Genomic DNA, 14,251 nt, shown 5'->3' on the forward strand with positions numbered 1-14,251 from the left:
ATTAAAATGGCGTTTAAGAAATAAGTTAATTCATTTCTTAAACGCCATTTTAATGTAGTCATATGAAATTCACCCTAACGTTTAAATTCCGACATTAACCGGCGCAGTTCAGCATTATCTTCCGCCGTCCCAATCGTCAATCGTAGCCACCCGGGACGCAATCCCGTCCGTAATAAATACCCATTTTGGCGTAAATACTCGGCTAGCTCATCGGCTTGCGGGTCCGCAAAGAAAATAAAGTTCGCGGCGGACTCGTCAAACTGGTACCCGTTAGTCGTAAAATAGGCCTGCCAGTGCCTGCGTTCGACCGCGTTCTTAGCGACGGTTTTCTTCACAAAGTCTTGATCAGCCAAAGCGGCAACCGCTGCTACCTGTGTCAGCGAATTGACATTATAGGGCAACCGCACCGCCTGCATCGTCGGGGCGTACTTAGGCGCAAAGACGGCATACCCGATTCGAAAATTAGCCAGCCCGTATGCTTTGGAGAAGGTCCGCATCACAACAACGTTTTCGTACTTGGACGGTAACTGCATCGCCGTCGTTTCCGACGCATCCGGCACAAAGTCCAAGTAAGCTTCGTCAATCAGCACCATGGTCGTCGCGGGGACTTGGCGAATAAACGCTTCAATGGCTGACAGGGATTCCACCGTCCCGGTCGGATTATTCGGGTTACAGAGCCAGACCATTTTAACGGCCGGGGTCAGTGCACTCGCTAACCCGGCAAAGTCGACGTGGTCATTTGCAAGCGTTGGGACCGTTACGAGCTCAGCGCCCTCAATGGCCGCGTGCAAGCCATATTCTGAGAATGTCGGCCCTGAAACGAGGACTTGGTCACCCGGCTCCAAAAACGTCCGTGACACCATCACAATCATTTCATCCAGCCCAACACTAAAAACGAGCTGGTCGGGGGCGACCCGTTCCCGTTTTGCGACGGCTGCTCGGAGCACCCGCGCCTCGGCGTCCGGGTAACGATTTGCTTGGTCAAAAGACCAATTTTTTACCGCCTGCTCAACGGCCGGTGACGTTCCGTATGGATTTTCGTTAGCCGAAAGTCGGACCAACTTTTTTACGCCCAGCTCCCGCTGCAATTCAGCGAGCGGCTTTTCCGGGACGTAAGGTTGTAACTGTCGAATGCTTGCTTTCATAAGCACAGCCCCCTATAAGTTTTTGATTTCTGGACGATCCTTGTAGTCACTCATCTTGCCTTCACGCTTAGCCAACTCCGCCTTGATTTGGTCAAAACTGACCCCGCGTTCAACTAGCAACACTAGCACGTGATAAAACAAGTCCGCCGTTTCGTAGACCAGCTCATCATCCCCGGGGTTCTTGGCCGCCACAACGACTTCGGTCGATTCTTCCCCTACCTTTTTTAAAATCTTATCCAAGCCCTTAGTAAATAAGTAATCCGTATACGACCCCGCTTTAGGGTTTTGTTTACGTTCAGCAATCATTTGATAAAGTTCTTCCATATTTTGCATATTTAAGTCCCACTTTCTATTTAATCGTATTGAAAAAGCAACTGCGGTGGCCCGTGTGACAAGCCGGACCGTGCGGATGAACCGCAATTAACAAGGTGTCTTGGTCACAATCCAACTGAATGCTGACGACGTCTTGCAAATTGCCGCTCGTTGCGCCCTTGTGCCATAGCTCTTGTCGCGACCGGGACCAGAACCACGTCTGGCCCGACGCCAACGTCCGCCGGTAACTTTCCGCGTTCATCCACGCCACCATTAAGACGTCCTTAGTTTCTGCATCAGTGACGACGGTCGTTACTAAGCCGCCACCCTTCTCAAAGTCTGGTTTCATCGTACGACCACCCCTTGCTGTCTCAACGTCTGCTTAACATCACCAATCGTCAGTTCACCATAGTGGAACACGGAAGCAGCGAGCGCCCCGTCAACCGGGGTATTTTTGAAAACAGAGACAAAATCTGCGACCCGGCCAGCACCACCCGAAGCAATCACGGGGACGGGAACAGCTGCACTGATTAACCGATACAACCGTTCGTCGAACCCCGCCTTAGTGCCGTCCCGGTCCATACTGGTGACGAGCAATTCGCCGGCACCTAAGGCCACTGCGTGTTTTGCCCAATCGACTGCGTCGAGATCCGTCGCTTGCCGACCACCATGCGTGTACACCCGGTACGTTTGACTAGTGGCATCCCACGCCGTATCAATGGCGACGACGATGCACTGGTTTCCAAATTTGCGAGCACCCGCTTGAATGAGGGCCGGGTCGGCAACGGCCGCCGAATTAATCGCCGTCTTATCCGCGCCAGCGCGTAGCATGCGTTGCATGTCCGCAACACTACTAATACCGCCGCCAATCGTCAGTGGCATAAAAACTTGTGCCGATACCTTTTCGACCATGGTTGCCATCGTTTGACGGTGTTCGTTCGTCGCGGCAATGTCTAAAAACACTAATTCATCGGCACCCTGCTGCTGATAAGCACTGGCAATGGCGACGGGATCGCCCACATCGGTCAAATGCACAAAGTTGACGCCTTTTTTGACGCGGCCATCAGCAACGTCTAAACAGGGAATAATCCGTTTTGCAATCATCCGTCCACCTCCGCTAACGCTGGCAGCGTTACCTTACCGGCCGCCAACGCCTTGCCGATAATCACGTCCTGAAACCCACTGGCTTGTAGCAACTGGACGTCACTCAGATTCCGGACGCCGCCACTGGCAATCAGATTAGCTTCGGGACACTTTTCTTTTAACTGTAAATAGAGACCAATATTAGGCCCTCGAAGCGTGCCATCGCGGGCAACATCCGTCACGATAAAGTGTCGCGCCCCCGCTTGGACCATGTCTCGCATGAGTTGACTCATTTTAGTTTGGGATTGTTCAAACCACCCGTTAATGGCGACGTAACCATCCTGACCGTCAATTCCAATGACAATCCGTTCCGGACCATACTCAGCTAAAAGTCGTTTCACTAATGCCGGCTGGGTTAACGCCACTGAGCCCAAGATCAACCGGTCAATGCCTAGCGTTAAGTAACGCTGCGCAAGCTCAAAGCTCCGAATTCCACCGCCAAGTTCCATCAGGCCCGTAAAGGCCTTCCGAATGGCTGCAATCGTCGCGTAGTTTTGGGGTTGACCATCCTTAGCGCCGTCCAAATCAACCACGTGTAATTGCTGGAGTCCCGCCGCGTTAACGGTACGAGCCTGCGCAACGGGGTCGGCGTTAACGACCGTGGTCTGATCAAAGTCGCCCTGATAGAGGCGCACGCTCTGACCGGCCTTTAAATCAATTGCTGGAAAAATCATTAGCACTCACCATTTCCTTGAAAGCGGCTAACTGTGCTAAGCCCACCCGGCCGCTTTTTTCCGGGTGAAACTGCATGCCAATCACGTTCTTTGCCTGCACGATACTCGGGACCGTTACCCCGTGTTCAACCGTCGCCACGATTTCATCTTCCGGACACACCGCGTAGTATGAGTGAACAAAGTAAGTAAACGCTGCATCGATACTAGCAAAGGGACTATTTGATTGCCGGATCACATTTTGATTCCAGCCCATCTGGGGAACCTTCACCTTAGGACTAGCCGGCAACGCGGCAACGCGCCCTTGTAATAGCCCTAATCCAGCATGTTCACCATACTCACTGCTGCTTTCAAATAACAGCTGCATCCCTAAACAGATGCCAAGCAACGGTTTGCCGTGCCGCCCAAGTTGTTGCAACACGTCCACTAATTGGCGGGAACGTAAGGCGTCCATGGCAGCGGCGAAGGCCCCGACCCCTGGTAAAATCACGGCATCTGCGGCCGCCAAAGTTTGCGGATCAGCCGTCAAGCACGTTGGAACATTTAAATACGTCAACGCTTTTTGTAAATTGCGCGTATTACCGGTGTCATAATCCACAATCGCAAACATTTAAATCACGCCCTTAGTTGAGTTGACGCCAATAATGTCGGGATTAATGGTAACGGCATCCCGCATTGCCCGACCAAACGCTTTAAACAGGCTTTCAACTTTGTGGTGGGTGTTGCGTCCGTATAAAATCCGGGCGTGTAAATTCATCTCAGCCGCAAAGGCACACGCCTGAAAGAAGTCTTCCACCGTTTCGGTGTCCAGTCCGCCCAAGCGGGGATTCGTCAATTCGGCGTCAAAAACCAAGTATGACCGACCACTCAAGTCAACACTCACTTGGCCTAACGTTTCATCCATGGGAACAAATTCAGTGCCGTAGCGTTCAATGCCCGCTTTATCGCCAAGCGCCTGTTTGAAACATTCGCCCAGTACAATGCCCGTATCCTCAGTCGTGTGGTGCGGATCAACGTCCAGGTCACCATGGCACTTGACGATCAGTCCAAAGCGCCCGTGCTTTGCGAAGAGGTTCAACATGTGATTCAAAAAGCCAATCCCCGTATCAATTTCAATGCCGCTCTGTTCATCCAAGTTCAAACTAATTTCAATTTGCGTCTCTTTAGTGACCCGTTTAATCGTTGCTTGTCGCATATCGGTTCCTCCCTTTTAAAAAAGCTAGTCATAGTAAGTGTCGAAGCGCGATTCAATGGCCCGCGCGTGGCCTTCCAATCCTTCGACCCGCGCTAGCGTCGTAATCGCTGACGCTTCACGCGCCAACGCATCCTTGGTGTACTGAATGAAGGACGTCCGCTTAACGAAGTCGTAGACCCCGAGTGGTGAAGAAAAACGTGCCGTCCCACTCGTTGGCAAAATGTGATTAGGACCCGCAACGTAATCGCCCAAGGGTTCCGAAGCGTATTTGCCTAAAAAGACGGACCCCGCATTGCGAATTAGATTTAGGTATTGGGTTGGATCACGCAACTGAATTTCCAAGTGTTCTGGCGCCACCGTGTTCATTAAGTCAAACATGTCTTCGACTTGGTCGACCACCGCAATGAACCCTTTTTCATCAACCGCCTGTGTCGCAATTTCAGTTCTAGGAAGAACCTTCAACTGGGACGTCACGTTATCACTGACCGCCTGCGCCAACTTTTGACTATCAGTAATTAAGATTGGCCGGGCCCGACGATCATGTTCCGCCTGACTCAATAAGTCGGCCGCAAGTTGCCGGGGGTCCGCACTGTCATCCGCAATAATCCCAATTTCAGAAGGTCCGGCCACCATATCGATGGCTACTTGACCAAAGACTTGCTTCTTAGCGGTGGCCACGTAAATGTTCCCCGGGCCAATAATCTTATCGACCGCTGGAATGGATTCCGTGCCGTACGCTAAGGCTGCAATGGCCTGCGCACCCCCAACTTGATAAATCGCATCGACGCCCGCCAACTTTGCGGCGGCCAAAACTGCCGGATTAATTCCGTCTTTTTGGGGTGGCGTGACCATGATCACCTGTTCAACACCCGCAATTTTGGCTGGTAACGCACTCATCAGGAGTGTGGACGGGTAAGCTGCGGTCCCACCCGGAACGTACAACCCGACCCGTTTAAGGGGTAACAGCTTTTGCCCCCGTAACACGCCCGGTTGCTCCGCATCAATGAATCCCGTTGCCTTTTCCTTTTCGTGAAAGCTCGTAATGTTGCGCTTCGCAAGCTGTAAGGCTGCTTTGACGTCCGGGTCTAAGTTCGCATACGCGTCATCGATAACGGCAGCGTCCAACTTAAACTGCTTTGGTGCCACCCCATCAAACTTAGCTTCATATTGACGCAGCGCCGCGTCACCGTTTTGAATCACATCGGTAATAATGTCGCGGACCGTTGCTTCCACTTTTAAATCAGTCAGTTGCTGGGTCTTGGTCTGAACTAGTTTTTTTAAGTTGCTTAGATTTTCATTAATAATTTTCATTTCGAAAACTCCTTTGATGGCTGCGTAATGACGGCCGCTAATCGGTCAACAAGGTCATAAATGGCTTGTTGATGTTGTTTTAACGCTAAGCGGTTCACAACTAGCCGGGTCGAAACCGGCTGTAAATAATCATAAATTTGAAGTTGGTTTTCTCGTAACGTCGTGCCCGTTTCCGTAATGTCCACGATGGCATCCGCTAACCCGGTCAACGGTGCAAGCTCGACCGAGCCTTCAATCTTAATGATTTCAACGTCTTGGCCTAACTGGTCGAAGTAGCGTTGCGTAATACGAGGATACTTGGTCCCAATGATTTTTCGTTGCGGTGCCCGGGGGTCAAAATCACTCGTCGATGCGAGGACAAATTGACAAACCCCAACACCTAAATCTAACAGCTCATATTGGGTACTCTGCCGCTCCGTTAAAATATCGCTACCAACGATACCAATGTCGGCTGCCCCCCGTTCAAGGAAGGTTGTCACGTCTGGTCCCTTTGCCAAAATGAACTCGTACGGTTGGCTTTCTGAATCGAAAATCAAGCGTCGCTGTTTGTTGCGTACCAGGGAACAATCGACCCCCGCCGTTTCTAACAACGGTAAAACCTGCTGTTCAACGCGCCCCTTTGTCAGGGCAATTTTAATTCGCTCACTCATCATCGACGCCTCCCGTTAAATCAATCAACTGTGCCCCTAATCGTTGTGCTTCAGCCCGCGCACCGGCCAAATCAGATGCCAAACTCAACATCGCGTTCGCTTGCTTTGCCAAGTAGGCTTCCGCTTCCGGCCACTGACTCGCGTTGAAATAAATCAGTTTCTGAGGGCCCAATACTGGGGGCTGAGCAGCGAGCGTGGTAAGCAAATCAACGTTGATGCCCATACCAACGGCTGGTTCGGACTCGGCCTGAAAATTAGCTAGCAGCTGATCATAACGTCCGCCACTAAATAGGTAACCTGCGCCAGCCTGCGAATAGCCCCGAAATGTCAAACCAGTGTAATACTTCTGTGGCGCCTGACTACTCAGATCCAGTGATACGGCCTGATTAGGCATTGTGGTTTTCATCCACGTCACCACGCGTCGCAACCGTTTCAAGCTCGGTTGAACGTTTTCTGGTAGTGGTGCCACAGTTAATTGCGCTAAAACTTGGTCCGGCCGGCCAAATAAACGTGGCCACCCCTGTAGAAATGGATAAATGGCTTGATCCTGATAAGCCGCAATTAAAGCCTGATACTGTGGCACCCGCTTATTGAACAGGGCGTTTAAAATGGCTGCTTGGGTTGGACCGTCGCCCGTTAAGCTGGCCACTACGCGTTGCGCAAACTGCGCGTCACCTAATTCAATTTCAACGTCATCCGCGATTAATTCCTGACTAAGTTGTTGGGCAATCGTCAAACATTCAAATTCAGCCTTGATCGTGTCGTACCCGATCAATTCCACCCCGGCTTGCGTGACCTGGTTGTAAGACCCTGAAAGTTGGCGACTGACCCGAAAAATGTCACCGACGTAACTAAACTTGCAAGGTAACGAAACGTTTGTTGCACTGATAAAGCGCGCAATGGGTAAGGTCAAATCTGGCCGTAACACTAAGGTCTGCCCCGCATCACCAAGCAAGCGGTATAACTGGTAATTGCCTTTTTGGTAAGGATCAAAGACCGCTTCATTTTCTAGTAACGGTGTCGCAATTGGCGCCAGCCCCCGTTGTTTAAAATGGGCTTGAATCACCGTGATCAGTTGTTGCTTACGCTGTGCCCACTGCCCAAATTCGTCGCGAGTTCCTAATGGTAATAAGTGTTGTAACATGCTAACGCCTCCTTAAATTGCGCTGTTAAAAAAAAAACGTCCCTCTAGCAAATTTGCTAAAAGGACGTTTACACGTGGTTCCACCTTAATTCGTCATCAGCTCACACTGATAACCTCATGTTGACCGAAGTCAACTTGGATAACGAATCCAATTCGGCTGGAGCTAATGAGACTGGTTCACCCCAGCAGTTCATAGATGTGATTCGTTAATCATGTCTGTTCGGTTCGCAGCTACCCGAGCTCTCTGGATTGAGGGATGATTAATTACTTTTTCTAATCACGACTGTTTTATTAAAATTTGATTAGTTATTTAATTTAAAACTCATTCTAATGATTAACACGGCATCTGTCAACCATTAATTAATTTTTTTATTAAATGGTATCCGTGACCGACACTCTTAATATCGTGCGCATCGGAGCCATAAACTAGCGGAATGCCAAGCTTTTGAGCCCGTACCAAGATTTGATTTCCCGGGTAAAAATCATTACATTCTGGTTTGTATAACCCCGCAAGGTTCAAGTCTAATTCACGGTTCTGCTGCTTGATTCGAGCTAACGCTTGATCGACCAGAGCTAAGTTAGCTGAGTCTAACGGCGCCGTCAGCCCAAAGTAGTCCTGATATTTCCGGACCAGGCTCATATGCCCAATTCGTTGGGGCGTATACGGTCCGAAGTCCGCTTGCACTGAACCTAACACCGTCCGGTAATACTGCTCAAAGAGCCGTTGCGGGTCCTCAAACCACTGTGAAAATCCGGCTTGAAAGTCAGTCGTTGATAGATCAATGCACCAAAAGTGACCTTGCGCGCCCCGCATAAAGTGCACCGACAAAATATTTTCTTGGGTTTGAGCCCCGTATTGCGCTAAAAACTGTTTCGTCCACGCTTCGTAGCCCGGTAAAAAGTCAACTTCAAAGCCAATTGAAATGTCGATTTGATTGGCATACTTAGCCTGTAAGCCACGCGCCAAGTCTAAGTAGTCGTCGACTTGGTCTCCCCGTAAAGAAGCTTCGGTATAACCTACTGGGTCACCAGCCAATTCCGTTTGAAACTCTGGCGGTAACGGCGCGTGTTCAGTTATACAATAGCGTTGAAATCCCATCCGAATCGCCCGTTGAACCATCTTTTCAGTTGATTCACCACTACCATGGGGACAAAGTTCCGTATGGGTGTGTCCGTCTACTAGCATCTTCTCATCGCCTTTTAATATTTTAATCATATTCAAACATAGTTTAACGGCTAATACAAGTCAGACCGCACTTCGGCTAGGGCCGTCCCCTAGCACACTAGTTCTGCCAGACGAAGCAGCAAATTTAAACTTTCTCCATGCAATCGTGACACAAAAAAACTAGCCTTACAGTAAATGACTTACTGAAGACTAGATTAAAATTGATTCCTTATTTGCTTAGCCAAGTTCGAATACTTGGCCAACTTTCATGGTTAATAATCATCCGTGGTAACTGATTCATACTAGTTTGGTCCGTGACGATCCCCACGTTCAGCGTAGCAATCCCAGACGTCAGGTGTTGTCGACTTAGGAACCGGTTGATGCGGTCGGGGCCACTACCATACGGATACGCAAACATATCGGCGTTAACGCCCATGTGTTGTTTCATTTCACGCTTGCTCGTGGCAAAATCTTGCGTAAAGCGGTGGTATTCCTTCGGTTGATCAAAAATGGGGTTAAACTTTTTCGTTAAGTAGTGCATATCATGGGTATGCAACCCTAATGTCATAAGATCACCGGCTCGTCGTTTGGCCCCCTTGATTTCTGACCAAGTGGCTAATTGGGTCCCTTCACGGTAACGCCCAGTATTCCCCGTAATAATGAACACCGTAAATGGCAAGTGGTACTTTTTCATCGTTGGTAACGCGTTATCGATCATCGTTCGATCAATATCATCAAAAGTTAGAACCACGTACTTCCCTTTGATTGGTTGGTGACTGGCTTTCATACGCGCCATTTCCGCACTAGAAATCACTTTAACGTGGTGCTTGTGCAAGTAGGTCATTTGACTTGCAAACTGGTCAGCGGGCACGTCAAAATCATGTAACTGTGAATTACTGGATAACACCCGGGAAATATCGACACCCGGCGTATTTTTTAAAATCCGATGATAACAAAACACAATAATTCCGTTTTTAGTCTTGGCATCGTCAGCTGGTAACGCGTAGTTGGTGTCTTTTTCACGGTTAAACTCAAAATTCTTTTGCACCGTAAAGCCCATGCCCACAACGATTAAAATCGCGACGGCCCAAATTAATAGTTTACGCCTGCTTCTTTTCACTGTTTGTCCGCCCCCGTAATTTTCTTAAGCGCATTGCTGCGTATAGGCCAACCACCAGTGAAACTAGCGCGATAATGCCAATCACAATGCCGTATAACTTATAGTCAAGGTTTAATAACAAATAAAAACTAACTAACGAGTCACTGTAAATGTGCAGGATAAAACTAACGTTCACCACAATCACAAACGCCACGAACAGCCACAGCGCAAGTAAAATTAAGCTCCGGCCAACGGTTCGTGGACGACTCGTTTTCTTACGAATAATATAATGTCTTCTTTGTCCTGGTTGCATTACTTCAACCCCCGATCAGGACTTGTCCAAGTACCAATCCGGTCTGGATCCAAGATAAATGAAATGATGGCTGCAATACAGCTAATCAGGTTAATCATCCAGTAGTACAAAATATAAATCGGCACTAACAAGAAATCACGCCACTGTAGATAAGCCGCAGCTTGTGATGCCCGGAAACCAATTGCAAATTGTGTAAAACTAATGATCAAAAGAATCAGTAAAATATCCCCATCCAATTGAACCGTGTGGACAAACGCTAAGTTTAAGACCCATGAAACCAGGCTCAGTGCGGTACAAATCGCCCACACGTTACTGATAACCGTTTCTGATAATAGGGCGCGCTTACTGAGTGACCCGTGCATGAGAATATCCCAATTTCCAGCTAACACTTCTAGGCCACCTCGTGACCAGCGTTGCCGTTGCCGAATTAGGTTTCGAATTGATTCTGGCACAAGAATCCAGCAAATTGCCCGTGGTTCATAGCGCACTTGCCAGTTATGCCGATACATCCGCCAAGTAATGTCGATGTCTTCAGTCATGACGGCTGCGTTCCAGCCCCCTACTGATTCCAACGCTTCCCGCCGAAACGCCACAATCACGCCAGAAACTGTCGTAATCCGCCCAGCCAAAAAGGCCTGCGCCTTTTTGATAATGTCAATCACACCGATATATTCCAATAATTGGAGCCGGCCTAAGATGGTCGTTCGGTTACGAACAACCGGTTTCCCCGCAACAGCGCCAATGTGCGGATTACTGTTAAGCGTTTTGACCAACTCCGTCAACGACTGGTAATCCAAAATGGAATCCGAATCGATTCCCAAAATATATTCACCCGTCGCCACCTTCAGTCCTTGGTTAAGCGCGTTCGCTTTTCCTTGATTGACCTCGATTGGCACAATCTTAATCGTAAATTTATCTTGATAAGCTTTTTGTAACTCGTACATCATTGTTAGCGTCTGGTCGTCACTCTTGTCATCAATCAAAATTACTTCAAAATGATGATAATGTAACGCAGCAATTGAAGCGACCGCTCCCTTCAGCGTGTCCTCTTCATTATGTGCTGGTACCAAAATCGAAACAAGCGGCGACGTGGCCACCGTTAACTTTCCCCGCTGTTCAGACCGTTGTAAGCGTCCAAAATAAAGACACCCAATGATCCAAATCGCTGCTACTAAAATTGGATACCCAATCACAAAGTCGTTCATGACGTTTATAACCCACATGTATAAAAAACTCCTTTAATCCATTAACCCCGTTGTGTCCAAAAAATCGAAACGCAATTCTGAAATATTAAACAAATTATTTTACCACGATAAACTTAGTTAACCGGTTGAACGACATAAATCATTAATTTAACGTCATAATCGTTGCTATTGAAATTCTGTTGGGCCGTTTTCCGTCCCACGTTGTTCTCTAAACTTTCCCTAATTTATTCATATTGATTACAAAAATAGCCGTACTAATGATATGCTCAAATCAATCGATCGCCAGTATTTTCATTATTTTTAAAGGAAGTTATTATGCACGAACTCATCTTAAAACTTTATCAACTCGCCCTTTCCAGCCACATCGTCAGCACACTGCTTGAACCCGTTCACATCGTGATCCTACTCTTACCGGTAGCCACACTTGCATTAGCAATGATCGTTTTAACGGGTCAGCTCCGATTAAGAACAACGTTAACGACTCGTAATCTCATCAGTACCTACTCCTTTATCTGGTACATCGCCGTTGCCTACCTGCTAATTATCTTACCGTTGCCGACCCGTTCTTCAGTCAATGCGATGACAACGGCATCTTATAATCTGCACCCGTTCTACTTTCTTGAACAGTTGAAATTACTGACACCATTTCAACTACACGATACCAGTACTTGGGTCAGCGCCTTTACCTCATCCACTTTCTTTCAGCCATTTTTCAACATCTTGCTCTTTATGCCGATCGGCGCTTACTTAAAATGGCGGCACCACTGGTCATTAGGCCTGATTACCTTGATTAGTTTCACGCTATCGCTCTTTTTTGAAACGACACAGTTAACAGGGTTGTACGGTTACTATTCCCGTGCCTATCGAATGTTTGACGTGGACGATCTGCTCATGAACACTTTGGGTGGCATTATTGGTGCGGTCGGGCTCGTCTTCATTCCACAACGGTGGCGCAACCAGGATCACTCGCCGGTACTGAACTGGCAAAATCATCCCATCAACTGGCAGCGAATCGGTGCACTTTTAGTTGACTGGCTCCTGATTGCCGGTTTCGACAGCGTCTACTTTGTCCTAGTAAAACACTACGGCTGGCAACTACCACATGATTTTCGGTGGTTATACATTGCCAATATCTTAATATTTTTCATTTTGCCAGCACTGCTTACCGGAAAGACCATTGGGGGATTACTATTCAATAGTCAGATTCAATCTCAAACTGGGCAGCGCGCAACCTTTTTTCAAGTCATCATTCATTACGGGGGGCTCTACTTCGTTGGACTGCCACTACTTTTCTTGGACCTATGGCTCTTTAATCGCCTTGGCAACGTCCCTAGTCCGTCACTGAACCGGTTAGACGTCTACCTAGTCGTCGTGTCACTATTGCTCCTCATTATTAGCTACGATTTGTTGCTAGCTTTGTTTAATCGGCAGCACCGATTGTGGTGTGAACAATTGAGTCATACGCTCATCGTCTAACGCCTAGTCCTACCCCGATTACAAAAATCTACCTTTACGTTAGCCGGTCACTCGTGTTAAATTGAGAGTAAATCAAACTTCTGGAAGTTAAAACTATGATAAAAGTACAAGAATTAAGCGACGATTTTCGGTGGGTCGCGGTTAATAACTATACTGATAACGACTATCGGCAACTGATCAACGAAGAGCACGTCACCGATGAAATGCTAGGCTACGCCACCGACCAACATGAGCGTGGTCGGTTAGAATATGATTCCAAAAGTGCCATTACGACGATCATTTTCGACGTTGTCACCAATAACGAAGATGAGGGGACTTATACGGCTCAAGTCAGCTTTATGTTGATTGACCACACCCTCCTCTCCTTTACGACTGCGAATACTAGCTTTGTCGAAGACATGATTGCGGATGAGATCGATGCCGACTGGGAGCACGTCTTGCATCCGTTCGACTACATCTTTGAAGTACTCTACAAATTGTCACGGCAATACTTTTCCGCCATTAATCAAATCAATAAAGAGCGTCAAAACATTCAAACTAAAATGAAAAAGCAGATCCAACGATCCGTTATTTTGCAGTTGATGGATTTAGAAACGACGTTGGTTTACTTTTTAACTTCCCTAAAAAGTAATAACGACCTATTGCAATCACTCAAACGGTTTGCACCCGTAAAATTTTCAACCTCGCAAAAAGAACGGCTCGACGATATCATTGTTGAAGCTCAGCAAGGGTTGGAAATGGCTAACATTGCGTCAGATATTATCGGGCGCGTTTCCAACGCCTATTCCAACATCTTGGATAATAGTTTGAACAATACCATGTGGCTGTTGACCATCTTCTCGATCGTCCTGACCATGCCGAACATCGTCTTTGGCTTCTTCGGGCAAAACGTTGATCTACCGTTCATGAAGAATCCGTTCGGTTGGGAAATCACCGTGATCATTGCAATTGGACTATGCGTTTTGACCATCTGGTTACTACGGCGCAATTCGTTTCGTAAATGAATCTTAATACCACCAAAGGCCTTGCTACCAACAATTTTGTTGATAACAAGGCCTTTTTTATTTAAATAATTAAAAGTTGAAGGCTAAATTTAGTGACTGATTACGACTGTATCAGTGTTCAGGCTACTACAAATTAGCGACGTTTAAGCTGGTCCGGCTGACACTGATGCCATGTGGTCGTGGGACCGGATCGAGCCTGAGAAACGGTCTCGACCTTCGCCCGGAACACTTGCAAAAGACGCAATTGTCCCGGACCGTCCGTGGTGTAAGCTCGGCAAAAGAAACGCCGCGCTAACGCCACCTTCACGACCAATATCATCAGTGACAGCCTCCGATTATCCGACAATCATAGCAATAGTAAGCTTATTTTGAGCGCAGTCGGGTAACCTTGGTGTGCTGTGTCGGCAAGATTGGCGGG

At 47.9% G+C, this 14,251-nt stretch carries 16 protein-coding genes and 1 other annotated feature; of the genes, 2 read left to right on the top strand and 14 right to left on the bottom strand.

Annotated features, from left to right (window positions below):
* Positions 1-74: 74 nt before the first annotated feature.
* From hisC to IV64_RS13660, 14 genes are all read right to left on the bottom strand, one after another.
* Complete coding sequence (gene hisC / locus IV64_RS13595; protein WP_057707889.1) at positions 75-1,145, bottom strand: histidinol-phosphate transaminase; 1,071 nt, start codon at positions 1,143-1,145, stop codon at positions 75-77.
* Positions 1,146-1,157: 12 nt separating this feature from the next.
* Complete coding sequence (hisE, locus tag IV64_RS13600; protein WP_057707891.1) at positions 1,158-1,478, bottom strand: phosphoribosyl-ATP diphosphatase; 321 nt, start codon at positions 1,476-1,478, stop codon at positions 1,158-1,160.
* A gap of 16 nt (positions 1,479-1,494) precedes the next feature.
* Positions 1,495-1,806, bottom strand: coding sequence for a phosphoribosyl-AMP cyclohydrolase (hisI, locus tag IV64_RS13605; protein WP_057707893.1), 312 nt, complete (start codon positions 1,804-1,806; stop codon positions 1,495-1,497).
* Positions 1,803-2,561: an imidazole glycerol phosphate synthase subunit HisF gene (hisF, locus tag IV64_RS13610; protein WP_057707894.1), complete on the bottom strand. Its 759-nt coding sequence runs from the start codon at positions 2,559-2,561 to the stop codon at positions 1,803-1,805. The genes hisI and hisF overlap by 4 nt, the downstream gene beginning before the upstream one ends.
* Positions 2,558-3,274 carry a 1-(5-phosphoribosyl)-5-[(5-phosphoribosylamino)methylideneamino]imidazole-4-carboxamide isomerase gene (gene hisA / locus IV64_RS13615; protein ID WP_057707897.1) on the bottom strand — a complete coding sequence of 239 codons (717 nt, stop codon included), beginning with the start codon at positions 3,272-3,274 and terminating at the stop codon, positions 2,558-2,560. The genes hisF and hisA overlap by 4 nt, the downstream gene beginning before the upstream one ends.
* Positions 3,255-3,881, bottom strand: a complete 627-nt coding sequence (gene hisH, locus IV64_RS13620) for an imidazole glycerol phosphate synthase subunit HisH (RefSeq protein ID WP_057707899.1) — start codon at positions 3,879-3,881, stop codon at positions 3,255-3,257. The genes hisA and hisH overlap by 20 nt, the downstream gene beginning before the upstream one ends.
* Positions 3,882-4,466: an imidazoleglycerol-phosphate dehydratase HisB gene (gene hisB, locus IV64_RS13625; RefSeq protein ID WP_057707901.1), complete on the bottom strand. Its 585-nt coding sequence runs from the start codon at positions 4,464-4,466 to the stop codon at positions 3,882-3,884.
* 24 nt (positions 4,467-4,490) lie between these two features.
* A complete protein-coding gene (gene hisD / locus IV64_RS13630) occupies positions 4,491-5,777 on the bottom strand; it encodes a histidinol dehydrogenase (protein WP_057707903.1) in 1,287 nt (428 codons plus the stop codon).
* A complete protein-coding gene (hisG, locus tag IV64_RS13635; RefSeq protein ID WP_057707905.1) occupies positions 5,774-6,430 on the bottom strand; it encodes an ATP phosphoribosyltransferase in 657 nt (218 codons plus the stop codon). Before hisG ends, hisD begins: the two co-directional genes overlap by 4 nt.
* Positions 6,420-7,571: an ATP phosphoribosyltransferase regulatory subunit gene (locus tag IV64_RS13640; protein WP_057707908.1), complete on the bottom strand. Its 1,152-nt coding sequence runs from the start codon at positions 7,569-7,571 to the stop codon at positions 6,420-6,422. The genes hisG and IV64_RS13640 overlap by 11 nt, the downstream gene beginning before the upstream one ends.
* A 57-nt stretch (positions 7,572-7,628) precedes the next feature.
* Positions 7,629-7,861: a binding site (T-box leader), on the bottom strand.
* A gap of 59 nt (positions 7,862-7,920) precedes the next feature.
* Positions 7,921-8,757, bottom strand: coding sequence for a histidinol-phosphatase HisJ (gene hisJ / locus IV64_RS13645; RefSeq protein ID WP_057707910.1), 837 nt, complete (start codon positions 8,755-8,757; stop codon positions 7,921-7,923).
* Positions 8,758-8,965: 208 nt separating this feature from the next.
* Entirely contained in the window at positions 8,966-9,856 is an 891-nt protein-coding gene (locus IV64_RS13650; protein ID WP_057707912.1) for a polysaccharide deacetylase family protein, read from the bottom strand.
* Entirely contained in the window at positions 9,837-10,148 is a 312-nt protein-coding gene (locus IV64_RS13655) for a hypothetical protein (protein ID WP_057707914.1), read from the bottom strand. Before IV64_RS13655 ends, IV64_RS13650 begins: the two co-directional genes overlap by 20 nt.
* On the bottom strand, positions 10,148-11,371 hold the full coding sequence (locus tag IV64_RS13660; RefSeq protein ID WP_338033762.1) for a glycosyltransferase family 2 protein: 1,224 nt from the start codon (positions 11,369-11,371) through the stop codon (positions 10,148-10,150). Before IV64_RS13660 ends, IV64_RS13655 begins: the two co-directional genes overlap by 1 nt.
* 297 nt (positions 11,372-11,668) lie before the next feature.
* Between IV64_RS13660 and IV64_RS13665 the strand changes: the two genes are divergently transcribed.
* Together IV64_RS13665 and IV64_RS13670 are read left to right on the top strand one after the other, a co-directional pair.
* On the top strand, positions 11,669-12,829 hold the full coding sequence (locus tag IV64_RS13665) for a VanZ family protein (protein WP_057707916.1): 1,161 nt from the start codon (positions 11,669-11,671) through the stop codon (positions 12,827-12,829).
* 95 nt (positions 12,830-12,924) lie between these two features.
* Positions 12,925-13,833, top strand: coding sequence for a magnesium transporter CorA family protein (locus IV64_RS13670; protein WP_057707918.1), 909 nt, complete (start codon positions 12,925-12,927; stop codon positions 13,831-13,833).
* The last annotated feature ends 418 nt before the right edge of the window (positions 13,834-14,251 follow it).

It is taken from the genome of Lactiplantibacillus xiangfangensis, assembly GCF_001438845.1.
Classification (GTDB): Bacteria; Bacillota; Bacilli; order Lactobacillales; family Lactobacillaceae; genus Lactiplantibacillus; species Lactiplantibacillus xiangfangensis.

Excerpts from the sequence above, each read along its gene's own strand:
- hisC (WP_057707889.1), bottom strand. The coding sequence starts at position 1,145 with ATGAAAGCAAGCATTCGACAGTTACAACCTTACGTCCCGGAAAAGCCG.
- hisE (WP_057707891.1), bottom strand. The coding sequence starts at position 1,478 with ATGCAAAATATGGAAGAACTTTATCAAATGATTGCTGAACGTAAACAA.
- hisI (WP_057707893.1), bottom strand. The coding sequence starts at position 1,806 with ATGAAACCAGACTTTGAGAAGGGTGGCGGCTTAGTAACGACCGTCGTC.
- hisF (WP_057707894.1), bottom strand. The coding sequence starts at position 2,561 with ATGATTGCAAAACGGATTATTCCCTGTTTAGACGTTGCTGATGGCCGC.
- hisA (WP_057707897.1), bottom strand. The coding sequence starts at position 3,274 with ATGATTTTTCCAGCAATTGATTTAAAGGCCGGTCAGAGCGTGCGCCTC.
- hisH (WP_057707899.1), bottom strand. The coding sequence starts at position 3,881 with ATGTTTGCGATTGTGGATTATGACACCGGTAATACGCGCAATTTACAA.
- hisB (WP_057707901.1), bottom strand. The coding sequence starts at position 4,466 with ATGCGACAAGCAACGATTAAACGGGTCACTAAAGAGACGCAAATTGAA.
- hisD (WP_057707903.1), bottom strand. The coding sequence starts at position 5,777 with ATGAAAATTATTAATGAAAATCTAAGCAACTTAAAAAAACTAGTTCAG.
- hisG (WP_057707905.1), bottom strand. The coding sequence starts at position 6,430 with ATGATGAGTGAGCGAATTAAAATTGCCCTGACAAAGGGGCGCGTTGAA.
- IV64_RS13640 (WP_057707908.1), bottom strand. The coding sequence starts at position 7,571 with ATGTTACAACACTTATTACCATTAGGAACTCGCGACGAATTTGGGCAG.
- hisJ (WP_057707910.1), bottom strand. The coding sequence starts at position 8,757 with ATGCTAGTAGACGGACACACCCATACGGAACTTTGTCCCCATGGTAGT.
- IV64_RS13655 (WP_057707914.1), bottom strand. The coding sequence starts at position 10,148 with ATGCAACCAGGACAAAGAAGACATTATATTATTCGTAAGAAAACGAGT.
- IV64_RS13660 (WP_338033762.1), bottom strand. The coding sequence starts at position 11,371 with ATGTGGGTTATAAACGTCATGAACGACTTTGTGATTGGGTATCCAATT.
- IV64_RS13665 (WP_057707916.1), top strand. The coding sequence starts at position 11,669 with ATGCACGAACTCATCTTAAAACTTTATCAACTCGCCCTTTCCAGCCAC.
- IV64_RS13670 (WP_057707918.1), top strand. The coding sequence starts at position 12,925 with ATGATAAAAGTACAAGAATTAAGCGACGATTTTCGGTGGGTCGCGGTT.